The following is a 23,650-nucleotide window of genomic DNA, read 5'->3' on the forward strand; positions in this document are numbered from 1 at the left end:
GCTCTTCAGCGAACCACACCTTCTTCAATCAGCAACTTGAGGATCGCTTCAGCACCGGCCTGAGGGGTAACGCCCTTGAGCACCTGCCCCCCGCCGCCACTGGCCTTGGCCGTCGCGGCTTTCATCCGGTCCGCCCCGCTTTTGGCCTTGATCACCTTCAAGCGTTTCGGCCGTGGCTTGGCCGCTTGCAAAGTGGCAACCGCGAGCAACTCATCGTCCACCACCTCGACATCTTCAGCCTGCAAAACACCCCGCCGCGCCGGCCCATAAGCACTCTGCCGAGGCTTCGGCGCAGCATTATCCACAGTCGCCAGAAACGGCAGCTTCACCTTCAAGCGCCGACGCTGACCACGCGGCAACGCCTGCAGCACCAGCGCCGAGCCGTCGTTGATCGACTCCACCTGCGCCAGCCCCACCACCAACGGCCAGCCCAGACCCTCCGCCAACAAGAACGGCAGCATTCCCGACCCTTCGCCGGTTTCCGCCTGGCTCCCGGTCAGCACCACTTGCGCACCGGCATCGCGCAGATACGCGGTCAGCGCCGGCAACGCATCGGCGCCAGCCGGTTGCTCCAGCACATGCATCTGCTCAAGACCCATGCCCAGATAGGCGCGCAACGCCGGTTCCGCAACGTCGCCGGCATGCAAAACTTGCAGGTTATCCCCAGCCAGTTGCAGACCCAGTTCCACGGCGCGCGCGTCCTGATCAGCACGGCGTGGCCGCCCGGAAGTCGGGTGAGCGCCGATTGAAACCAGACTGATTACTTTCGTGTTCATAGCGTTTCCTTAAGCCGCATCGCGCTTGGCTTCGTTGCGGTAAGCCGCGACTGCTTCGATCAACGCCTGCAGAATCTCTGCGCTCTCGCCGATCACCGACAAATCGGCACGCTTGATCATGTCGCAACCCGGATCAAGGTTGATTGCCACGACCTTGTCGCAGGCACCAATACCTTGCAGGTGCTGAATCGCGCCAGAGATACCCACAGCCACATAGACCCGCGCGGTGACCCAGGTGCCGGACGCGCCGACCTGGCGATCACGGGCCATAAAGCCATCGTCCACGGCGACCCGCGAAGCGCCTTCGGTAGCGCCGAGTGCCGCCGCCGCTTCGTGGAACAGTGCCCAGTCTTTGACCCCATTGCCGCCGGAGAAAATGAATTCGGCTTCGGCCATCGGAATCGCTGCCGGGTCGACCGCCACTGCGCCGAGATCTTCGATCCGCGACAGGCTGCGCGCGACGCTTGTGGATAACTCCACCGACAACGCTTCGTGGCGAGTTTCGCTGACCGGCTCGGCGCATTCGGCCGCCGCCAAAATCAACCGTGCAACCGGTCGGGCGAGGTCTTGAAGACCGGCGCCAGCGCGGCCGATGCATTCCTGATCCTTGACCTGCCAGACTCGCGTCGCCGGGCGTTCGCCGAGTGCTGCAGCAAAACGTCGGCCGAGTTCGCCGCCACCGCTGCGGCTGTCCGGCAGCAGCCAATGACGCGGGTTGAACTGGTTATCCACAGCCCGCAAACCTTGCACACGTTGCTCCGGTGCATAACCGCTGAACTGTTCGCCTTCGACTACCAGCAAGCGATCAACGCCGGCGGTGGCGAAAGCGCTTTCCTTGTGCTCGCCAAAGACCACCGCCAACACCGCGCCGTCAGTACCGGCGAGTTGATGGGCGAGGCCGAGCAGATCACGGTCGTGGCTGCTCAAGCGACCGCCAACCATGTCCGGCACCACGCTGATGTAGAACGCCGGAGCCGGAACCTGATGCAGCGGCAATTGCACTTCCACAGTAGCCGAACGTTTGACCGCCCCGCCCTGTTGCGCGCCGCTGCGATCGATCCTTTTGATGCCGTTGGGGCCGATAAAACCGATCCCGTGCAGATTCTTGCGAATGACGCCGTTGGGGCCCATCCAGCTGTGTTGCGCCGGTTGCATGGCCGCGTGCAGCGGGTGCAAACGGTTACGCGCAATCCATTCGGCGCGCGGGTCGCGGCGGATAAGGTCGCTCATCAGTGGGCCTCCGCAGGTTCACGTTTGGCCGGGGTCGCAGGCTTGCTCGGCGCGGCGTCTTCGAGCAACGCGTCGGCCACCAGTTCGGCGATGTCCTTGATCAGCGGACGCGGTTCGACCACGCCTTCGAGCATCGCCGTGCACTGTGGACAACCCACCGCCACCAGTTCGGCGCCGGTTTCGCGGATGTCTTCCATGCGCATGTCGGGAATCCGCTGTTTACCCGGAATGTCAGTGATCGGCGCGCCGCCACCGCCGCCGCAGCAGCGCGAGCGGAAGCCGGAACGTTGCATCTCTTTGACTTCGATACCGAGGGCACGCAGCACTTCGCGCGGCGCTTCGTACTCGCCGTTGTAGCGGCCGAGGTAGCACGGATCGTGATAAGTCACGCTGTTGCCTTTGTGCTGACCAAGGTTCAGCGCGCCGGCCTGGATGATTTCCGCCATGTAGGTGCTGTGGTGCTGCACCAGGTAGTTACCGTCGAAGGCGCCGTACTCGTTTTTCAGCACATGGAAGCTGTGCGGATCGCAGGTGACGATGCGGTTGAAGCTGTATTTGGCCAGGGTCTGGATGTTGCGTTTGGCGAGCAACTGGAAGGTCGCTTCATCGCCAAGACGCCGTGCGACGTCACCGCTGTCACGCTCTTCGAGACCGAGCACGGCGAAGTCGATTTTCGCTGCTTTCAACACTTTGACGAAGGCGCGCAGGGTGCGTTGGTTACGCATGTCGAAGGCACCGTCGCCGACCCAGAACAGCACGTCGGTGGACTTCTTCTCGCTGAGCAGATTGAGGTTCAAGTCCGCTGCCCAATTCATCCGACCGCCCGGGGCGAAACCGCCGGGGTTGTCGGTGGCGATGAGGTTTTCGAGGACTTCAGCGCCCTTGTTCGGGGTTGCGCCTTTTTCCAGAGTGAGGTGACGGCGCATGTCGACGATGGCGTCGACGTGCTCGATCATCATCGGGCATTCCTCGACGCAGGCGCGGCAGGTGGTGCACGACCACAGGGTTTCGGCGTCGACCAGACCGTTGACGATCGGTTGATGCGGATTGCCGCTGTGTTCGCCAATGGGTTTGCCGGGATACGGGCTGCCGGCGAACTTCGCATCGGTGCCGCCAGCGAGGCCGACGACCATGTCCTGAATCAGTTTTTTCGGGTTCAGCGGCTGGCCGGCGGCAAAAGCCGGGCACGCCGCTTCGCACTTGCCGCACTGCACGCAGGCGTCAAAACCGAGCAACTGGTTCCAGGTGAAATCCTTGGGTTTTTCCACACCCAGTGGCGCGCTCGGATCGTTCAAATCGAGCGGTTTCAAACCGGTGGAGCGGCCGCCGCCAAAACGCTCGGCGCGACGGTGCCAGGCCAGGTGCAAGGCACCGGCGAAGGCGTGCTTCATCGGCCCGCCCCAGGTCATGCCGAAGAACAGTTCCGACACGCCCCACAGCACGCCAATTCCGAGGATGACCGCGAGCACCCAACCGCCAAAGTTCTCCGGCAGAATCCCGGCCACCGGCAAGGTCAGCAGGAAGAACGACGCCGAGAACGCCAGCAGGCTTTTCGGCAGGCGCATCCACGGGCCTTTCGACAGCCGCGCCGGCGGGTTGCGCCGACGCAGGTAAACGAAGATCGCACCGACGAACATCACCGCCGTCATCAGCAGCAAGGCATAACCAAGAATGCGGTTATGCAGGCCGAAACCGTGCACCAGCAGCGCCAGCACAATCGACGCCACCGCACCGCCGGCCGTGGCCACGTGGGTGTTGGCGATGTATTTGTCCCGCGCGACCACGTGGTGCAAATCGACCATGTAGCGCTTGGGCATGGCCAACAGGCCGCCGATCAGGTCGACCTTCGAGGCCCGGCCCCGGCGCCACATCGCTACCCGCCGCAACGCGCCGAGGACACCAAGGCCGATAGCTGCGAACAACAGGATTGGAAGAAGGGTGTTCAACATGGTGAAGCTCCCACCAGTACAACCTGGAGAAACACGATCCGCTTTACTGTGGGAGCGAGCCTGCTCGCGAAAGCGGTGAATCAGTCAGCTCATCTTTCACTGACAGATTGCATTCGCGAGCAGGCTCGCTCCCACAGGGTTGTGTGCAAGCCTTTAGAAGTCTTTGCAGAGCCGCAGGGCGTCATAGATCGCGGCGTGGGTATTGCGCTGCGCCACGCAGTCGCCGATGCGGAACAGCAAGTAGCCGTCGCCCGCTTCGCTCAGCGAAGGTTGCGGCTGGATCGCGAACAACGCTTCGACGTCGATCTGGCCCTTGTTGCGCGAACCCTCTTTGAGCGCGTAGTAGATTTCCTCATCCGGCCGCACGCCGTTTTCCACCACCACTTGATCGACCACCCGTTCCTCTTTGGCGCCGGTGTATTCGTTCTCCAGTACCGCGACCAGTTTGTCGCCTTCGCGGTAGACCTTTTCCAGCATCATGTCGCCGGTCATGATCACTTCTTTCGGGTACATGCTGCGGTAGTAGGTCGGGAACGACGTACCGCCGATGGCCACGCCCGGCTTGATATCGTCAGTGACGATCTCGACCTGGCTGCCCTTGTCGGCGAGGAAGTCGGCAACCGACATCCCGGTGAACTCGCAAATGGTGTCGTAGACCAGCACGTTCTTGCCCGGCGCGACCTTGCCGTCGAGTACGTCCCAGCTGCTGACCACCAGCCCTTCGGCGGCGCCCCAGTGCTCGTTCTGTTCCAGGTACGGATGCCCGCCGACCGCCAGCACCACTACATCCGGACGCAAGTCCATGATGGTGTCGGCATCGGCCGCCGTGCCCAGACGCAGATCGACTTTCAGCCGCGCCAGTTCCAGCTGGAACCAGCGAGTAATACCGGCAATCTGGTCGCGCTGCGGCGCTTTCGAGGCGGTGGTGATCTGCCCGCCGATGAATTCTTTCTTCTCGAACAGGGTCACGTCGTGGCCACGTTCGGCGGCAACGCGGGCCGCTTCCATCCCGGCAGGGCCGGCACCGACGATGACCACTTTGCGTTTCGGCCCGGTGGATTTCTCGATGATGTGCGGCACGCCCATGTATTCACGGGACGTCGCGGCGTTCTGGATGCACAACACGTCGAGGCCTTGATACTGGCGGTCGATGCAATAGTTGGCGCCAACGCACTGCTTGATCTGGTCGATCTGGCCCATTTTGATCTTGGCGATCAGGTGCGGGTCGGCGATGTGCGCGCGGGTCATGCCGACCATGTCGACGTAACCGCCCTCAAGAATCCGTGTGGCCTGGTTCGGGTCCTTGATGTTCTGGGCGTGCAGCACCGGCACCTTGACCACTTCCTTGATCCCGGCAGCCAGATGCAGGAACGGCTCCGGTGGATAACTCATGTTCGGAATCACGTTGGCCAGGGTGTTGTGAGTGTCACAACCCGAGCCGACCACGCCGATGAAATCGAGCATGCCGGTGTCGTCGTAATACTTGGCGATCTGCTTCATGTCCTCGTGGGACAAGCCGTCCGGGTGGAACTCGTCACCGCACAGACGCATGCCCACGCAGAAGTCGTCACCGACCTCGGCGCGCACGGCTTTCAGCACTTCCAGACCGAACTTCATCCGGCCTTCGAAGGTGCCGCCCCATTCGTCGGTACGTTTGTTGACGCGCGGGCTCCAGAACTGGTCGATCATGTGCTGGTGCACCGCCGACAGTTCAACGCCGTCGAGACCACCGGCCTTGGCCCGGCGCGCAGCCTGGGCGTAGTTGCCGATCACCCGCCAGATTTCTTCCGGCTCGATGGTTTTGCAGGTGGCACGGTGCACCGGTTCACGGATACCCGACGGCGACATCAGGGTCGGCCAGTTGAAGCCGTCCCAGCGCGAGCGCCGGCCCATGTGGGTAATCTGGATCATGATCTTGGCGCCATGCTTGTGCATGGCGTCGGCCAGATTCTGGAAGTGCGGAATGATCCGGTCGGTCGACAGGTTCACCGAGCTCCACCATTCCTGCGGGCTGTCGATGGCGACCACGGAGGAACCGCCACAGATCGCCAGGCCGATGCCGCCCTTGGCTTTCTCTTCGTAATACTTGACGTAGCGGTCGGTGGTCATGCCACCGTCAGTCGCGTAGACCTCGGCGTGCGCGGTGCTGAGCACGCGGTTGCGGATGGTCAGTTTGCCGATCTGGATCGGCTGGAACATTGCTTCGAAAGCCATGGCGGGTTCCTCGACTTACAACGGCTTGACGGTGAACAGGCCGTCGTCGTGGCCTTCTTCGGAGCCACCGTAAACTTGCTCGGCAACCGTGCGAATCTTGCTGCCGCGCGCCTCAAGAATCTGATCCATGGCACCGGCAAACCAGCCGGTGAACATGTAGTCGACCTTGCGTCCGACCTTGCCGTAGACGTAGACGAACGCCGAGTGTTCGAGCTTGACGCTGGCGGTGCCTTTGTCGAGGTCGATGTCCTGGATCTTGAACAGGCCCCAGCCGCGTTGCGACAGGCGCTTCATGTAGTGCTCGAACACCGCGACCCCTTCCAGGCCGTGGCATTCAGCTTCTTTTTCACACCAGTGCCAGGCGGATTTGTAGCCGGCCTTGTAGAGGATCTCGGCATAGGCGTCAGCGCCCAAAACCTCTTCAATGCCCATGTGGTTATTCACGAAGAAGTGACGCGGCACGTAGAGCATTGGCAGGGCGTCGGAGGTCCAGACACCGGTCTCGCTGTCGACTTCGATTGGCAATTGCGGGGCGATCTTGGCCATGGAAACTTAACTCCAGAAAATTTTAGATTCAGTGTTGGCCGCGGCCCTCACCCCAGCCCTCTCCCAGAGGGAGAGGGAGCAGATCGGCGGCGGTCTTGAGAAAGCGTTACTCGCCCCAGACGTCTTTCAAGACGTTGACCCAGTTCTCGCCCATGATCTTGCGCACGACGCGCTCGGAGTGGCCGCGTTTGAGCAGGGTTTCGGTCAGGTTCGGGAACTCGCCGACGGTGCGGATGCCCAGCGGGTTGATGATCTTGCCGAAGCTGGTCAGACGGCGGGCGTAGCCCTTGTCGTGGGTCAGGTATTCGAAGAAGTCCTGACCGTGCCCCTGGGTGAAGTCGGTGCCGATACCGATGGCGTCTTCGCCGACGATGTTCATGGTGTATTCGATCGCTTCGGCGTAGTCGTCGATGGTCGAATCGATGCCCTTGGCGAGGAACGGCGCGAACATGGTCACACCGACAAAACCGCCGTGGTCGGCGATGAACTTCAGCTCTTCATCGGACTTGTTGCGCGGGTGTTCTTTCAGGCCCGACGGCAGGCAGTGGGAGTAGCACACCGGTTTTTTCGATTCGAGGATGACTTCTTCGGAAGTCTTGGAACCGACGTGGGACAGGTCGCACATGACGCCAACGCGGTTCATCTCGGCGACGATCTCGCGACCGAAACCCGACAGGCCGCCATCACGTTCGTAGCAACCGGTGCCGACCAGATTCTGAGTGTTGTAGCACATCTGCACGATGCCGACGCCGAGCTGTTTGAACACCTCGACATAGCCGATCTGGTCTTCAAAGGCGTGAGCATTCTGGAAGCCGAAGAGGATGCCGGTCTTGCCTTGTTCCTTGGCGCGACGGATTTCGGCGGTGGTGCGCACCGGCATCACCAGGTCGCTGTTTTCGCGGATCAGCTTCTGGCTGGCAGCGATGTTGTTCACGGTCGCCTGAAAGCCTTCCCACACCGACACAGTGCAGTTGGCCGCCGTCAGACCGCCCTTGCGCATGTCTTCGAACAGCTCGCGGTTCCATTTGGCAATGATCAGACCGTCGATAACGATGCTGTCGGCGTGTAATTCGGCTGGGCTCATCAGGCGTCCCCTTATTGGCGATTCATGCGCCGAATCGTCTGCCGGCGCTTTGGGGCCAGCATATGCCTCGGTGCCGGGGCGACCGGGTGCAAAAACGACAGGGGAATTGCCGAAAGCGTCAATCCGCGACAAAGGGTCGCCGGACGCTCCGATCAGCTACCTGTTCAAGCCCGCAAGCTTGAGCCAGAATCTCCGGCATCTTGGATACACCACTGGATTAGAGCGGCGACAACGATGAAATCGATCTTCCTGGCTTTGGCACTGATTGCGACCGGCGTACATGCCGCTGAAGAGTCCGACAACAACCCCTGCGACGCCGTCGAAAACGACGTCCAGACCCTGGAATGCTCGACCTACAGCCGCAGCACCGCTGAAGACCTGCTCAAGGACAACTACGCCAGCCTGACCGAACGCATGCAGACCGCGTATGGCAAGAACCCGACGCAATTGGCGGACATCACTGCCAAAATCAAGACGGCTCAGCAGCAGTGGTTGAAGACGCGGGACGCGGATTGCGCGGTAGAGGCGTTCCCGGCGACGGCGGGGAGCAAGGCGTTTACCATTGCGCAAAATGATTGCGTGGCGCGGATGAGTGATGAACGGTCGGAGTTTTTGGAGTCGATTGGGCAGGAGTGATCCTGACTTCTCGCAACATGCCGTCAAGCTTGCTGATTGGTATTTGGGAGAAATATAAGCAAAATTCCGAAATCTTATAAAAGACTTATATTTCTCCGAAGATGAAGTTATCCACAGATATCCAGATCATCAACGACGCCGAGGGCAAACCGGCCTTCGTGGTCTTTCCCTATGCGCAATACGTCGCGCAGAAAATGCAGCCCGATCTGATTCCCCATGAAGTGGTCAGTCGGATGGTCGACGGAGCGACACCGATCCGTGCCTGGCGCGAATACCTAAACCTGACTCAGGAAGAAGTCGCCAAACGCATGGGCATTTCGCAACCGGCGTTTGCTCAACAGGAAACAGTTGCCAAACCTCGCAAGGCTACGCGTGAGAAAATTGCGTCGGCGTTCGGCATCACCGCCAATCAGCTAGAGCTGTAAGCTGCCCTCTTCACTTCAAGGAATTCCCCATGAACATCTGCGGCATCGAAATCAAAGGCAGCGAAGCGATTATCGCCGTGGCCGCTCTCGACGGTTCGAACCTGAGCCACGTTCCCCTTGCCACCAAGAAGATCGCCCTCGAAGACGATGACGAGGCGGCCAACGTGAAAGTGTTCGCGGCGCAGGTCGCGTCGTTTGTGCGCGAGAATTCAGTTAACCGGATTGCGATCAAGAAGCGCAGCAAGAAGGGTGAGTTTGCCGGTGGACCGACGACGTTCAAGATTGAAGGGATTTTGCAGTTGCTGGATGGCTGTGAGGTGACGTTGTTGTCGCCGCAGACGATCAATGCGCAGGCGAAAAAGCATAATTTCGAGCTTCCGGGGACGTTGAACAAGTATCAGCATGAGGCTTATAAAGCTGCCTGCTCAGCGTTGCTCAAGAAGTAAGGAGATTGCAGCACCTGTAATTTCTGACAGTGGTCAACCTGGTGAAATAGCGCTACGTTGACACTTTCCAGCACCGCGGATTGGTCAAATGGCCGCATCCCCACACGGTAATATTCATCACGCGACTCCGAGCCTGATCGTGCAGGATTCACGCGGTCTGACGATTCGCAACGTGGCCTATTACCGCGCCGATCCCGCTGAAACGCCGGAGCCGCGTATTACCCGTCAGGTATATGGTCCGAACGGGCACTTGGCTGCGGTCTGGGACCCGCGTCAATGGATGAAGCGGGGCGCTCCCAATCTGACAACGCAGCACTCTCTTTCCGGTGTGCAACTGCTGAACGACAGTGTCGACGCTGGCTGGAAAGCGACAATGCCGGGCGCCGTCAGCGAACCTCGATTCGAATGGAATGGTCGACGCCACCAGCGTCGTATTGACTACGACGGCCAACTGCGTCCGACTGCCATTGCAGAACACCCTATCGACCAGCCGGCCGTTACTACGGAACGGCTGACTTACGCCAACAGCGACACTGGTTATGCGCTGAATAACCAGTGTGGCCGACTGGTTCGCCACGATGACACTGCTGGCTGTGTCCATTTCAATGATTACAACCTCGTAGGCACGAAGATCAGTGAGTCTCGACAGTTCTCAAGCGACTTGTCAGTTACCCACTGGCCCGAAGAACTACCGGATCGCGACAAAAAACTCGAAAGCGATGTTGCCGTCACTCGATGGACATTTAACACGCTAGGCGATCTGCTGATTCAATCGGATGCGCGCGCGAACCAATACCTTTTTACCTATGACATTGCAGGCCGGTTTGCCCAAATCAAACTCCGGCGACCATCGTGTCCCGACGCGGTGCTGATCAGCCATCGAGGTTATAACGCCAATGGCCAGATCGAGACTGAGACCTCAGGAAACGGGGTGGTTACAACTCGTCGATATGACGCTGAAAGCGATCGGTTAATCCAGCTCATGTCCGCGCGCACCGGTCATGTCTTACAGAACCTTGTTTACCGCTACGACCCTGTCGGCAATATCAGCCAGATCCAGGATTTGGTAGCGATAACCCGCTACTTCAGAAGTCAGCGCACGGACGCCACTAGCCAATATCGCTATGACTCCCTGTCTCAATTGGTAGAAGCCTGCGGTCGTGAATGTGTTCCCGATAATCTGGTACCCGGCATACACCAGGCTCCCGCCATTAGCGCGAAATCGTCAAGCACTTACAAACAGAAATTTTCCTACGATCGGGCGGGAAACTTAACGACCCTGATCCATGAGGGGCTTCGAGGCCACACCCGTGAAATGGTGACAACTCCTGCAAGCAACAGAAGTCTGCCCAAACCGGACGCGGGAGAACCGGACTTCATCAACAGCTTCGACAACAACGGCAATTTACTCACCTTGTCCTCGGGGACGCGTGTTCTGCACTGGGACTGTCGCAACCAACTTAGCGAGGTTGTCCACGTCCGCAGAGAAGATGAGCCTGACGATGATGAGTCATACCGTTACGACAGTCTCGGCCAGCGTCTACGCAAGGTTCTACGTCGCAAGACGAAATCCTCAACCGCTACGCGTGAAGTGCGTTATCTGCCGGGGCTGGAGATCCATATCAGGGGTGACGTGGAAGTGCGCCATGTCATGACGACGGACGCTGGAGATTGCAACGCGCGCGCGCTGCACTGGAAAGAAAAGCCACCTGCTGGCATCGCCAGCGATCAGCTCCGCTACAGCCTTGGCGATCACCTCGGGTCTTGCACGCTTGAGTTGGATGAGGCGGCGGCGGTGATTAGCCAAGAGGGTTACTACGCGTTCGGAGGCACAGCCTGGTGGATCGCCCGAAGTGACACTGAAGCTCAATACAAGACCGTCCGGTACTCGGGCAAAGAACAGGATGCCACGGGGCTTTATTACTACGGGCTTCGTTATTACGCACCCTGGCTACTGCGGTGGATCAATCCGGATCCGGCTGGCGATATTGACGGCGTGAATCGCTACCGGATGGTGCAAAACAACCCGTTGCGGTTCAAGGATGACCAAGGCCTTTCGCCGGTTGAGCCAATCAATGAATACGAAAGGACAAACGCCGAAGCAGGACATGTGATTCTTTACCGACGAGCAAAAGATCTGCCTGAAAACGAGCGAAGGGAGTTCGAGAGTAACTACTCAACGATGCTCGATTTCACAAAAAATGCCATATCTGCTTTATCCGGGAAAAACCTGACATCTGAAACTCAGGCAAAGTTGCGGCACATTTACGGCAACAACCTGGATGAAGAACACCTCAAAACCGCCGCACACAAAGCCAGCAAACAACTAAAAAAAGTTCTTCATGGGGCAGTGAATGATCAAGGAAAAGCAGATCGTTTTGTCTTTACCTCAAACCACCCTCTAAAGCCGGGTCAAAGAGCAGTACGGAAAAAATTCAAATCCCAAGGTTCGGAAACAATCTACCTGAATCTCAAGGGCCGCCAACAATCGCCACCCCGCAACGCCGCCACCCTTTTCCACGAACTCAGTCATGTCCATGCCGGCACAAAAGACTTCTGGTATTTGTTTGCCGATTCGTCCCCTGACGATACAAAAGAGATGATCGACGCAAATATGGAAAAGGCCCTGCAGAAATCGTCATTGATCGCCAAAAACGGCCCCGACGTTTCAAAAATGAAAGAAAAGAATCGCGCCGCTGTAGCAAAACTAACTCAACGAGCAATGAACAGCTTTCATTCTCCGGACGAACAGGCGTTGGCCGCACAAATCGCTATCACGACCAAAAACGCTGACAGCCTGGCCGCCCTAGCTCTTCAGTTCAGATCTGGCGGTACTCACTAAGCAATCGGCGTGTATTGGGGAGGCGAGACATCAACATCCTGCCGCCCCCCAACGCTTCGGCGGTCTTCGCGAGGGCAGCGGGCGAAGCGGGCGCGGTAGCTGCGGGTGAAGTAGGACGGTGATTCAAAGCCGCAGGCGATGCTGACTTCGAGCACGCTCATGTCGGTCTGACGCAGCAGCTGTCGGGCCTTTTCCAGCCTTAGCCGCAGATAGAAATTGCTCGGTGTGTCGTTCAGGTGCAGCCGAAACAAGCGCTCCAATTGCCGCCGCGTCACCTTGATCGATTCCGCCAATTGCAGCGTGGTCAGCGGCGGTTCGCTGTGCTGCTCCATCTCGCCGATCACCTGCACCAGTTTCTTGTTGTTGATGCCGTAACGCGTGGCGACCTCCATGCGCTGGTGGTCTTTGCGCGGACGAATGCGCCCCAGCACAAATTGCTCGCTGACCTGAATCGCCAGTTGCGGACCGTGGGCCTGAGCGATCAGATCGAGCATTAAATCGATGGAAGCGGTGCCGCCGGCCGAGGTAATGCGCCGGCGGTCGATCTCGAACAGCTCCTGGGTCACGCTGAGCTGTGGATAAGATTCCTTGAACGCGTCGATGGCTTCCCAGTGCAGGGTCAGGCGATGGCCATCGAGCAGGCCCGCCTCGGCAAGGACAAAGCTGCCGGTGTCGATGGCGCCGAGGGTCACGCCTTCGTTGTCCAGCCGCCGCAACCAATGCTCAAGGGTTGGCGTGGCGAACTTCAGTGGTTCAAACCCGGCTACTACCAACAACGTCGCACCTTTCTTCAGCGGCTCCAGTGCCGCATCGGCGTTGACCGACATGCCGTTGCTCGCCAGCACCGCCCCGCCATCCGCGCTGAGCACATGCCAGCGGTACAACTCGCCACGAAAGCGGTTGGCCACGCGCAGCGGTTCGATCGCGGAAATAAAGCCGATGGCGGAGAAGCCCGGCATCAGCAAAAAGTAGAAATCCTGGGACATGGCGCACTCGATTCGCGGGTAACGAGAGGGAGAGGAGCGTGGCTCGTTGATACGCCGATTGTCGTCGGCGTTCAAGCGCACAGGTCGCTACAGTGCAAATGCCAGTCGCCGCAGTGCGCTTTCATGGGCGTATAGCTGCGTAACTTTGCATCACCGGCACGACAGATGCCGGAACTCACAATAACGACCTGCCGAGGAACCCGACATGAAACGACTGATCAGCAGCTGTGTTCTTGCACTCAGCGGTACCGCTTTCTTGAGCGCCAGCGTCATGGCGGCCGACCCGGCATCGTGCCAGAACGTGCGCATGGGCGTGGTCAACTGGACCGACGTGATCGCCACCAGTGCCATGACCCAGGTCCTGCTCGACGGCCTCGGCTACAACACCAAACAAACCAGCGCCTCCCAGCAAATCATCTTCGCCGGGATCCGCGATCAGCGCCTGGACCTGTTCCTCGGTTACTGGAACCCGCTGATGACCCAGACCATCACGCCGTTCGTCGACGCCAATCAGGTCAAGGTTCTCGAAGCACCGAGCCTGAAAGACGCTCGCGCGACCCTCGCGGTGCCGACTTATCTGGCCGACAAGGGCCTGAAGACCTTCGCCGACATCGCCAAGTTTGAAAAAGAGCTAGGCGGCAAGATTTACGGCATCGAGCCTGGCTCGGGCGCCAACACGCAGATCAAGGCAATGATCGCCAAGAACCAGTTTGGTCTCGGCAAATTCCAGTTGGTCGAGTCCAGCGAGGCCGGCATGCTCGCCGCCGTCGACCGCGCCGTGCGCCGCAAAGAGGCCGTGGTGTTCTTCGGCTGGGCGCCGCACCCGATGAACGTCAATGTGAAGATGACGTATCTGACCGGCAGCGACGACGCCCTCGGCCCGAACGAAGGCATGGCCACGGTGTGGACCGTCACTGCGCCGAAATACGCCGAGCAGTGCCCGAACGTTGGCCGTCTGCTGACCAACCTGACGTTCACCGCCGAAGACGAGAGCCGGATGATGCAGCCGCTGCTCGATCACAAGGACGCCTTCGAATCGGCCAGGCAATGGCTCAAGGATCATCCCGAAGACAAGCAGCGCTGGCTCGACGGTGTGACCACGTTCGATGGCAAACCGGCCGCTGAAAACCTGCAGCTGACCAGCAAATAACCCCCACCCTCACCCTAGCCCTCTCCCAAGGGGAGAGGGAACCGGACGAAGCTTCGCAGCCCCGAAAAGGGCTGCGGACAGACCCATCACGCCTGAAGGAAACCGCACCATGAACCACGACGTCATCATCACCTGCGCACTCACCGGTGCTGGCGACACGACCGCCAAGAGCCCGCACGTGCCGGTTACCCCGAAACAAATCGCCGCAGCGGCTGTTGAAGCGGCCAAAGCAGGCGCCACGGTTGTGCACTGCCATGTACGCGATCCGCAAACCGGCAAGTTCAGCCGCGACGTGGCGCTGTACCGCGAAGTGATGGAGCGCATCCGCGAGGCCGACGTCGACATCATCGTCAACCTCACCGCCGGTATGGGCGGCGACCTGGAGATCGGTGCCGGCGAGAACCCGATGGAGTTCGGCCCGAACACCGATCTGGTCGGCCCGCTGACTCGTCTGGCTCACGTTGAAGAACTGCTGCCGGAAATCTGCACTCTCGATTGCGGCACCCTCAACTTCGGCGATGGCGACACCATTTACGTCTCCACCCCGGCGCAATTGCGGGCCGGCGCCAAGCGCATCACCGAGCTGGGCGTGAAGGCCGAGCTGGAGATTTTCGACACCGGTCACCTGTGGTTCGCCAAGCAGATGATCAAGGAAGGCTTGCTCGATAACCCGCTGTTCCAGTTGTGCCTGGGCATTCCGTGGGGCGCACCGGCCGATACCACCACCATGAAAGCCATGGTCGATAACTTGCCGGCAGATGCGGTGTGGGCCGGGTTCGGCATTGGCCGGATGCAGATGCCGATGGCGGCGCAAGCGGTGTTGCTCGGCGGCAACGTGCGGGTCGGGCTGGAAGACAACCTGTGGCTGGACAAAGGTGTGCTGGCGACCAACGGCCAACTGGTCGAACGCGCCACCGAGATCCTCAGCCGCCTCGGCGCCCGGGTGCTGACCCCGGCTGAGGGCCGCAAGAAAATGGGCCTGACCCAGCGCGGTTAAACGACCGCTCATTTCCCCCTGTGGGAGCGAGCCTGCTCGCGAAGAGGCCGGTACATCCGAAGCATCTTCAGCAGCAGAGCCACCGCATTCGCGAGCAGGCTCGCTCCCACAATTTTTTTCGAGCCGAATTCAGGAAAAATCCAATGAGCTTTATCACCGAAATCAAAACCTTCGCCGCACTGGGCAGCGGTGTCATCGGCAGCGGTTGGGTCGCCCGCGCCCTCGCCCATGGCCTCGACGTGGTGGCCTGGGACCCGGCCCCCGGCGCGGAAGCGGCGCTGCGCAAACGCGTGGCCAATGCCTGGGGCGCGCTGGAGAAAAACGGTCTGGCGCCGGGCGCTTCGCAGGATCGTCTGCGCTTTGTCGCGACCATCGAGGAGTGCGTGCGCGATGCCGATTTTATTCAGGAAAGCGCCCCGGAACGTCTCGAGTTGAAGCTCGATCTACACAGCAAAATCAGTGCAGCGGCCAAGCCCAATGCGTTGATCGGCTCAAGCACTTCCGGCTTGTTGCCGAGCGAGTTTTACGAGAGCTCGACGCACCCGGAGCGTTGCGTGGTCGGCCACCCGTTCAACCCGGTTTATCTGTTGCCGCTGGTGGAAGTTGTCGGTGGCAAAAACACCGCGCCCGAGGCCGTGCAAGCGGCAATGAAAGTCTACGAATCTCTCGGCATGCGCCCGTTGCACGTGCGCAAGGAAGTGCCCGGCTTCATCGCCGACCGTTTGCTCGAAGCGCTGTGGCGTGAGGCGCTGCACCTGGTCAATGACGGCGTGGCGACCACTGGCGAGATCGACGATGCGATCCGTTTTGGCGCTGGTCTGCGCTGGTCGTTCATGGGGACGTTCCTGACTTACACGCTGGCTGGGGGTGATGCGGGCATGCGCCACTTCATGTCGCAATTCGGCCCGGCGTTGCAGTTGCCGTGGACGTATCTTCCGGCACCGGAACTGACTGAAAAGTTGATTGATGATGTGGTCGATGGCACCAGTGATCAGCTCGGCCGTCACAGTATTTCGGCGCTGGAGCGCTATCGTGATGATTGCTTGTTGGCGGTGCTTGAAGCGGTGAAGACCACCAAGGAGAAGCATGGGATGGCGTTCAGCGAGTGATATGTCTGCCGTGACATTGCAGCCCTCACCCTAGCCCTCTCCCAGGGGTAGAGGGGACTGACCGCGGTGCTCATGCGAGTTACACCGACTTGATCTATCGAGCCGAACTCAAGTGTTGAAAGGCCCCCGATCTGCTCCCTTTCCCCCTTTCCCCCTCTCCCCCCTGAGGTAGAGGGGACTGACCGAGTTGATTGTTCGAGTTACGCCGACTTGCACCACCGAGCCGAACTCAAGTTTTGAAAGGCCCCCGATCTGCTCCCTTTCCCCCTCTCCCCCTGGGGGAGAGGGCTGGGGTGAGGGGGTTGCTCTTGATCTTAACGACCCGCCCACTGCCGGAACCCAAACCATGTCACACCTGACCACCTACCAAACCAGAATCATCCCAGACTGGGTCGACTACAACGGCCACCTGCGCGACGCCTTCTACCTGCTGATTTTCAGCTACGCAACCGACGCCCTGATGGACCGTCTCGGCATGGACAGCAACAACCGCGAAGACAGCGGCCACTCGCTGTTCACCCTCGAGCTGCACCTCAACTACCTGCACGAAGTGAAGCTCGACAGCGAGGTCGAAGTGCGCACGCAAATCATCGGCCACGACAGCAAACGCCTGCACCTCTATCACAGCCTGTACAAGGTCGGTGATGAGCAGGAACTGGCCGGCAACGAACAAATGCTCCTGCATGTCGACCTCGCCGGCCCGCGCTCGGCGCCGTTCAGCGCAGACACCTTGAGCCGCCTGCAATCCATCGTCGCCGAGCAGAAAGACCTGCCCGCCCCCGCTTGTATCGGCCGCGTTATCGCGCTGCCACCTGCAAGGTAAATCCATCGATCGCAAGGAGCCGCCATGAACACCGCTGCCGCTGTTGCCGACTTCCGTACTTATCCGTTGATCAGCGCGCTAAGTGGCGTGCAGAGCCTGGCGGATCGCGTTGCCATTGAATGGGCTGACGGTCGTGTCAGCCCGTTTCACGCTGTCTGGTTGCGGGATAACTGCCCGTGTCAGCAGTGCGTCTACAACGTCACCCGTGAACAGGTATTCGAGATTGTCGATGCCGCTGAGGATCTGAAACCGACAGCCGCGCACATCGATACCGATGGCTGTCTGCGCGTCGACTGGCAGGACGGCCACCTCAGCCGTTTCGATCCGGGCTGGTTGCGCGCGCATGCCTACGATGATGAATCCCGCGCCGAACGTCTGGCCGCCAAGCCCAAGCCCTTTCTTTGGCGTAGCGATCTGCAACTCCCGGTGTTCGAATACGCGGCACTGATGAACGACAACGCCGCGTTACTGCAATGGCTGCTCGCCGTGCGCGACATCGGCCTGACGCAAGTGCGCGGCGTACCCACTGAACCCGGTTCGCTGAAGCTCATCGCGCAACGAATTTCCTTCATTCGTGAAAGCAACTTCGGCGTGCTGTTCAACGTGCAGTCCAAGGCCGATGCCGACAGCAATGCCTACACCGCTTTCAATTTGCCGTTGCATACCGACCTGCCGACTCGCGAGCTGCAACCGGGGCTGCAATTTCTGCATTGCCTGGTAAATGATGCAGAGGGTGGCGAGAGCATTTTTGTCGATGGTTTTGCGATTGCCGATGCGTTGCGTCAGGAAGATCCCGAGGCCTTCAAGGCGCTGTGCGAAATCCCCGTGGAGTTTCGCAACAAGGATCGCCATAGCGACTATCGCTGCCTGGCGCCGATCATTGCTTTGGATGCGTTGGGGCGTGTGGCGGAAACTCGCATGGCGAACTTTTTGCGTGGGGCATTTGATACGTCGGTGGAGCAGATGCCGTTGTTATATCGGGCGTATCGACGGTTTATCGCGATGACGCGCGAGCCACGGTTTCGGCTGATGCAACGGCTCAATCCCGGTGAGCTGTGGTGCTTTGATAATCGCCGCACGCTGCATGCGCGCAATGCATTCGACCCGGCCACCGGAGCGCGGCACTTCCAAGGCTGCTATATCGACCGGGATGAGTTGTTGTCGCGGATTCTGGTGCTACAGCGTTAGACCGCGTCATCGTTCTTCGCGAGCAGGCTCGCTCCCACATCTAATCGCATTCCCCTGAATGAACGCGTTCACCTGTGGGAGCGAGCCTGCTCGCGAAGGCATCAGCAGCAACACACCATTCTCTGGCTCACAGGCAAAAAAAGCCCCGATACCAGCCGTGACTGGATCGGGGCTCAAGCTACTGTTGAGGAGCTGCCGTGCGAGGGTGACCAAACCTTCGTGTTGCAAGCTGAGTTCAGTGTGCCCACTCCCTGGAACGGCGAGTTAGCCGAAAACGACCTGTTCATAGTCGTCGCAGCCACGCAGACAAAACGCCCTTGCCGTGCCCCGGCGGGGCTACCAGAATCGAGCCACGACCTCCGTTACCGAAGAAGGATGCGCGTCATGATGTATGCCGATTTGATCGATCAGGAAGATTTGTTGGGCCAGCTCAAGGCGTTGGGTTTTCAAGTGCCGAGCGGTTCAACGGCCGAGCAGGCTTGCGAATGCGCGGTGCGCGGGCTGGATAATGTTCGCGCATTTGAACTGCGCAAGATGGTCAAGGACATGTACACCAGCGGCGCCAGTATCCAGCCGGCGGTGCGGCAGGCGATCGACAAACAATTACTGCCGGCATTGGCGGACTACCAGCAAAGCCATAGCGCCTGATAAATCCATTCGCGAGCAGGCTCGCTCCCACAGGGTCTGCGTCAATGATCGTTCCCACGCTCTGCGTGGGAATGCCTCAACGGACGCTCCGCGTTCGGCCTTTTGGGACGCAGAGCGTCCCAGGCTGCGTTCCCACGCAGAGCGTGGGAACGATCTTTATCAGAGCCTTACGCTGGCAAACGTCGACTCGTTGCGCGCCTGACTCAACGCCGACATCGGCCCCGACAGCGGCGACATCACGATTGCCTGCGGCAGTGGCAACATCGCCACTTGCTGGGTGGTGTTGGAACCTACGCGCTCGTCACGCGGCGGAATGCCGAAGTATTCGCGGTAGCACTTGGAGAAGTGCGGCGTGGAAACGAATCCACACACCGACGCCACTTCGATGATCGACATCGGCGTCTGCTTGAGCAGTTGCCGGGCGCGGATCAGACGCAGCTTCAAGTAATAACGCGACGGCGAGCAGTGCAGGTATTTCTGGAACAGCCGCTCCAGCTGTCGACGCGACACGGCGACGTAAACCGCCAACTCATCAAGGTCGATCGGCTCTTCGAGGTTGGCTTCCATCAGCGCGACGATTTCCTGCAGTTTCGGCTGGTTGGTGCCGAGCATGTGCTTGAGCGGCACGCGCTGGTGGTCCTGTTCGTTGCGAATGCGTTCGTAGACGAACATTTCCGAGATCGCGGCAGACAGTTCACGGCCGTGATCGCGGCTGATCAGGTGCAGCATCATGTCCAGCGGCGCGGTGCCACCGGAGCTGGTGAAACGGTTACGGTCGAGGGTGAACAAACGTGTACTCATGGCCACGCGCGGGAAGGCTTCCTGCATCGCCGCCAGACATTCCCAGTGCACGCTGCAATCGAAACCGTCGAGCAGGCCAGCGCAGGCCAATGCCCAACTACCGGTGCACACGGCGCCGAGGCGCTTGGACTGGCGCGCCTGGCTTTGCAGCCAGGAAACGTGTTCACGGGTCACGGTGCGTTGAATACCGATGCCGCCGCAGACAATCACGGTGTCCAGTGGCGGGGCTTTGTGCATGGAGGCGTCTGGAGTGATTTGCAGACCGTCACTGGCCCACACCTGGCCGCCATCGACGGTGAGGGTGCTCCAGCGATACAGCTCGCGACCGGACAATTGGTTGGCCATGCGCAGGGGTTCTACTGCGGATGCCAGAGAAATCAGCGTGAAATTGTCCAGCAGCAGAAAGCCGATGGATTGAGGCGCACGGTTCTGGGGTTGGGCCCCGGAGTTGAACGACGTCATCGCGGTATCTCCTCACACAAAGCGGGTGATGGCCTCAGGCGGAGGCTCTTGTTATTGCCAGCGTTCTCGCGTGGGAGACGGGCTTTGTTATGACAGAGCAATTGCCATGCCTAAAATTGGATGGCCGTTCAATAACTCCTGAAAACGACGTCGCGACGTGTCTATACGAGCGGTCCGACGAAAGGTATTTCGAAGTGCCATCAGCGGCTGATAAAGCCCTGCCCCGAGGTGTGTGAGCAAATCGGTAGCACTTGTGGGAACTGGCCTGCGCGCAGTTTGCGGCGAGTGTCACCGCAAGCACGGGTGACGGACGGTAGGGGCGCGGATCGTATGTAACAGGTGGGAAAGACTCTTATCTGTTTGCGACGCGCTAAAAGGTGGCGTGATTTATTGTCTGTGTTCACTTGGTGAGCAGTTTTGACTGGTCTGCCCCTTCGCGAGCAGGCTCGCTCCCACATTGGAACCTGGCGTTCACACATTTTGTGTTCACTGGAGATCTACTGTGGGAGCGAGCCTGCTCGCGAAGAATTCAACTCGGTATTGCTGATTCAGCACTCAACCGCGCTGACCGCCAATCCACCACGCGAGGTCTCTTTATATTTGTCATGCATGTCGGCACCGGTGTCGCGCATGGTGCGGATCACCCGATCCAGCGAGATAAAGTGCTGACCATCGCCGCGCAACGCCATCTGTGCCGCGTTGATCGCTTTCACCGCCGCAATCGCATTGCGCTCGATGCACGGCACTTGCACCAGGCCACCGACCGGATCGCAGGTCAGCCCGAGGTTATGTTCCAGGCCAATCTCCGCCGCGTTGCACAACTGCTCCGGCGTAGCGCCGAGAATCTCCGTCAGCCCCGCCGCCGCCATCGCGCACGCTGAACCGACCTCACCCTGACAGCCGACTTCAGCGCCAGAGATCGAAGCATTCTTCTTGCACAAAATCCCCACCGCCGCTGCACCGAGGAAGTAGTCGACCACGTTGGCGTCCGTCACCGCTTCGCTGAACTTCATAAAGTAGTGCAGCACTGCCGGAATAATCCCCGCCGCGCCATTGGTCGGCGCCGTGACCATGCGCCCGCCGGCCGCATTCTCTTCATTAACCGCCAGCGCAAACAGGTTGACCCACTCCATCGCGCTGAGCGTCGAGCCGATCACATTGGGCTTGCCCAGTTCCTGAAGACTGCGGTGCAACTTCGCCGCACGTCGCCGCACATTCAAACCGCCTGGCAGGATGCCTTCGTGCTTGAGGCCCTGCTCGACGCAATCCTGCATCGCCCGCCACAGTTTCATCAGGCCGGCACGGATTTCTTCTTCACTGCGCCAGACCTTTTCGTTGGCCATCATCAATTCAGCGACGCGCAGATTGTTCCGCTTGCACAGCTCCAGCAATTCAACCGCGCTGGAAAAGTCATAAGGCAATTCAGTGCGATCCAGATCGACCACGCCACTGGACGCCTGCGCTTGATCGACGACAAAACCGCCACCCACTGAATAGTAGGTGTCGCGATGCAGTTCACCGTGATCGCCCTCGGCAACAATCGTCATGGCATTGGGATGGAACGGCAGGTTCTCGTCGATCAGGCGCATGTCCCGCGCCCAGACGAACGGCACCGCCAGACGACCATCCAATAAAAGGGTGTGAGTTTCACGCAGAGCCTGAATGCGCGGACCGATCTGCGCCGGGTCGATTGCGTCTGGCCACTCGCCCATCAAGCCCATGATCACCGCGTTGTCGCTGCCGTGACCGATACCGGTGGCCGACAGCGAACCGTACAGCTGCACTTCGATCCGCCGCACCTGTTCCAGTTGATGCTTGCCCCTTAACGACTCGACGAACAACGCCGCCGCGCGCATCGGCCCGACGGTGTGGGAACTGGAAGGGCCGATGCCGATTTTGAACAGGTCGAAAACGCTGATAGCCATTGCTGCAGAGCTCCTGAGGATGCCGGTCCGGAACGCAAAAGCGCCCGCTGGCGGAGCTGCTACGCTCAAGCTGCGATCCGCCGGAATGCCCGCATCATCAGGCTTTTGCCGGAGCGCACGGCGTCTGACACCGACGCACTCATGTCCACCAGCGCCGCGCCGTTTTCGTCCCGGTTTTTCGCCGTTTTTGTGCGGTTCAGATGGCCATTCGGGGCAGAAAAAAGCTGTAAACGACGTCACTGACACTGGATGCGACCATCCCTGTACTGGATACGACCCCCCCTGTAGGCGTCAGATTTTCACTGGTACATGATCGGTATGACTCGATTGCAAGGCGCCGTGACAGAGCTGTCTCCAGAACGCCATCCAACCGCAACCTATAAGTGCGGTGGTCCACAGTCGGAACACTGCCAAAAAAAACACCAAGGAGTCCATCCATGAAAGGTTCCCCGTCGTTGTTGTTGGCCGCCATGCTGAGTCTGCCGTTACTGGCGCAAGCTGCAGAACCGGCGCAATGCAGTACCGTTAACTTCTCCGATGTCGGCTGGACCGACATCACCGCCACCACCGCCACCACCTCCGTTGTCCTCAACGCCCTCGGCTACAAGACCAAGACCACCATGATCTCCGTGCCCGTGACCTACAAGTCGCTGGCCGACGGCAAGAACATGGACGTGTTCCTCGGCAACTGGATGCCGACCATGGAAAACGACATCAAGGCCTATCGCGATGCCGGCACCGTGGAAACCGTGCGCACCAACCTTAAGGGCGCCAAGTACACCCTCGCCGTGCCGCAAGCCCTGTATGACAAAGGTCTGCATGACTTCGCCGACATCGCCAAATTCAAGAAAGAACTCGACGGCAAGATCTACGGCATCGAGCCTGGCAACGACGGCAACCGTCTGATCCAGAGCATGATCGACAAGGACGCCTTCGGCCTGAAGACCGCCGGTTTCAAAGTCGTCGAATCATCGGAAGCGGGCATGCTCTCGCAGGTCGACCGCGCGCAGAAACGCGACACCGCCGTGGTCTTCCTCGGCTGGGCGCCGCACCCGATGAACAAGCGCTTCAAGATTCAATACCTGACCGGTGGCGATGATTTCTTCGGCCCCGACTTCGGTGCGGCGACCGTGGCGACCAACACCCGCAAGGGTTACTCCGAGGAATGCAGCAACGTCGGTCAGTTGCTGAAGAACCTGGAGTTCAACGTCGACATGGAAAGCGAACTGATGGGCAACATCCTCGACGACAAAATGAAGCCTGATGCGGCCGCCAAGGCCTGGCTGAAAAAGAATCCACAAGTGCTCGATACCTGGCTCGCTGGCGTGACCACCATTGACGGTAAACCTGGCCTGGAGGCCGTGAAAGCCAAGCTTCAGTAATCGCTTATGCCGGGTGGGCTCGCCCGCCCGG

Annotated in this window: 20 protein-coding genes; 11 read left to right on the forward strand and 9 right to left on the reverse strand. The window is 59.8% G+C overall.

The genetic code is table 11. The annotated features are described in order from the left end of the window. Positions 1-5 precede the first annotated feature (5 nt). The 6 genes from L8H52_RS26580 to L8H52_RS26605 all read right to left on the reverse strand — a co-directional run bounded on the left by L8H52_RS26580 (position 6) and on the right by L8H52_RS26605 (position 7,799). Positions 6-776 carry an electron transfer flavoprotein subunit beta gene (locus L8H52_RS26580; protein ID WP_242209540.1) on the reverse strand — a complete coding sequence of 257 codons (771 nt, stop codon included), beginning with the start codon at positions 774-776 and terminating at the stop codon, positions 6-8. A 9-nt stretch (positions 777-785) separates the two neighbouring features. Beyond that, positions 786-2,006 (reverse strand): electron transfer flavoprotein subunit alpha/FixB family protein, encoded by a 1,221-nt coding sequence (locus L8H52_RS26585; protein WP_242209541.1) that lies wholly within the window; start codon positions 2,004-2,006, stop codon positions 786-788. After that, positions 2,006-3,955 (reverse strand): dimethylglycine demethylation protein DgcB, encoded by a 1,950-nt coding sequence (gene dgcB, locus L8H52_RS26590; protein WP_160042128.1) that lies wholly within the window; start codon positions 3,953-3,955, stop codon positions 2,006-2,008. The genes L8H52_RS26585 and dgcB overlap by 1 nt, the downstream gene beginning before the upstream one ends. A gap of 153 nt (positions 3,956-4,108) precedes the next feature. Beyond that, positions 4,109-6,169: a dimethylglycine demethylation protein DgcA gene (gene dgcA, locus L8H52_RS26595; RefSeq protein ID WP_016983627.1), complete on the reverse strand. Its 2,061-nt coding sequence runs from the start codon at positions 6,167-6,169 to the stop codon at positions 4,109-4,111. Between the two features lie 15 nt (positions 6,170-6,184). Further along, the gene (locus L8H52_RS26600; RefSeq protein ID WP_005792152.1) at positions 6,185-6,715 is read right to left on the reverse strand and encodes a DUF5943 domain-containing protein; all 531 of its coding nucleotides are present in this window, start codon (positions 6,713-6,715) and stop codon (positions 6,185-6,187) included. Between the two features lie 106 nt (positions 6,716-6,821). Continuing rightward, on the reverse strand, positions 6,822-7,799 hold the full coding sequence (locus L8H52_RS26605; RefSeq protein ID WP_242209542.1) for a dipeptidase: 978 nt from the start codon (positions 7,797-7,799) through the stop codon (positions 6,822-6,824). Positions 7,800-8,033: 234 nt separating this feature from the next. On the opposite strand from L8H52_RS26605, the gene L8H52_RS26610 reads away from it, so the two are divergent. From L8H52_RS26610 to L8H52_RS26625, 4 genes are all read left to right on the forward strand, one after another. After that, the gene (locus L8H52_RS26610; RefSeq protein ID WP_242209543.1) at positions 8,034-8,435 is read left to right on the forward strand and encodes a lysozyme inhibitor LprI family protein; all 402 of its coding nucleotides are present in this window, start codon (positions 8,034-8,036) and stop codon (positions 8,433-8,435) included. Positions 8,436-8,536: 101 nt separating this feature from the next. After that, a complete protein-coding gene (locus L8H52_RS26615) occupies positions 8,537-8,860 on the forward strand; it encodes a helix-turn-helix transcriptional regulator (protein ID WP_242209544.1) in 324 nt (107 codons plus the stop codon). Between the two features lie 29 nt (positions 8,861-8,889). Then, on the forward strand, positions 8,890-9,306 hold the full coding sequence (locus tag L8H52_RS26620) for a DUF3010 family protein (protein WP_242209545.1): 417 nt from the start codon (positions 8,890-8,892) through the stop codon (positions 9,304-9,306). An 88-nt stretch (positions 9,307-9,394) separates the two neighbouring features. After that, positions 9,395-12,148 carry an RHS repeat-associated core domain-containing protein gene (locus L8H52_RS26625; RefSeq protein ID WP_242209546.1) on the forward strand — a complete coding sequence of 918 codons (2,754 nt, stop codon included), beginning with the start codon at positions 9,395-9,397 and terminating at the stop codon, positions 12,146-12,148. On the opposite strand, the gene L8H52_RS26630 is transcribed toward L8H52_RS26625, so the two are convergent. Next, positions 12,145-13,134 (reverse strand): GlxA family transcriptional regulator, encoded by a 990-nt coding sequence (locus L8H52_RS26630; protein ID WP_242209547.1) that lies wholly within the window; start codon positions 13,132-13,134, stop codon positions 12,145-12,147. The genes L8H52_RS26625 and L8H52_RS26630 overlap by 4 nt on opposite strands. Positions 13,135-13,339: 205 nt before the next feature. On the opposite strand from L8H52_RS26630, the gene L8H52_RS26635 reads away from it, so the two are divergent. The 6 genes from L8H52_RS26635 (at position 13,340) to L8H52_RS26660 (ending at position 19,049) form a co-directional block, all read left to right on the forward strand. Further along, positions 13,340-14,284, forward strand: a complete 945-nt coding sequence (locus L8H52_RS26635; protein ID WP_242209548.1) for a choline ABC transporter substrate-binding protein — start codon at positions 13,340-13,342, stop codon at positions 14,282-14,284. Positions 14,285-14,393: 109 nt separating this feature from the next. Further along, positions 14,394-15,281, forward strand: a complete 888-nt coding sequence (locus L8H52_RS26640; protein WP_016983621.1) for a 3-keto-5-aminohexanoate cleavage protein — start codon at positions 14,394-14,396, stop codon at positions 15,279-15,281. 143 nt (positions 15,282-15,424) lie between these two features. Beyond that, positions 15,425-16,390, forward strand: a complete 966-nt coding sequence (locus tag L8H52_RS26645; protein ID WP_223027356.1) for an L-carnitine dehydrogenase — start codon at positions 15,425-15,427, stop codon at positions 16,388-16,390. A gap of 346 nt (positions 16,391-16,736) precedes the next feature. Continuing rightward, positions 16,737-17,213: a thioesterase family protein gene (locus L8H52_RS26650; protein ID WP_242209549.1), complete on the forward strand. Its 477-nt coding sequence runs from the start codon at positions 16,737-16,739 to the stop codon at positions 17,211-17,213. Positions 17,214-17,237: 24 nt separating this feature from the next. Continuing rightward, the gene (locus L8H52_RS26655; protein WP_242209550.1) at positions 17,238-18,401 is read left to right on the forward strand and encodes a gamma-butyrobetaine dioxygenase; all 1,164 of its coding nucleotides are present in this window, start codon (positions 17,238-17,240) and stop codon (positions 18,399-18,401) included. 384 nt (positions 18,402-18,785) lie between these two features. Continuing rightward, entirely contained in the window at positions 18,786-19,049 is a 264-nt protein-coding gene (locus L8H52_RS26660) for a hypothetical protein (protein ID WP_007962640.1), read from the forward strand. A 159-nt stretch (positions 19,050-19,208) separates the two neighbouring features. On the opposite strand, the gene L8H52_RS26665 is transcribed toward L8H52_RS26660, so the two are convergent. Then, on the reverse strand, positions 19,209-20,312 hold the full coding sequence (locus tag L8H52_RS26665) for a GlxA family transcriptional regulator (RefSeq protein ID WP_007949927.1): 1,104 nt from the start codon (positions 20,310-20,312) through the stop codon (positions 19,209-19,211). Between the two features lie 548 nt (positions 20,313-20,860). Continuing rightward, positions 20,861-22,237 (reverse strand): L-serine ammonia-lyase, encoded by a 1,377-nt coding sequence (locus L8H52_RS26670; protein WP_242209551.1) that lies wholly within the window; start codon positions 22,235-22,237, stop codon positions 20,861-20,863. Positions 22,238-22,674: 437 nt separating this feature from the next. Between L8H52_RS26670 and L8H52_RS26675 the strand changes: the two genes are divergently transcribed. Continuing rightward, positions 22,675-23,619 (forward strand): choline ABC transporter substrate-binding protein, encoded by a 945-nt coding sequence (locus tag L8H52_RS26675; RefSeq protein ID WP_242209552.1) that lies wholly within the window; start codon positions 22,675-22,677, stop codon positions 23,617-23,619. Positions 23,620-23,650 lie beyond the last annotated feature (31 nt).

This window comes from Pseudomonas sp. CROZ-RG-20F-R04-15 (genome assembly GCF_022662375.1).
In the GTDB taxonomy this organism is placed as follows: Bacteria; Pseudomonadota; Gammaproteobacteria; order Pseudomonadales; family Pseudomonadaceae; genus Aquipseudomonas.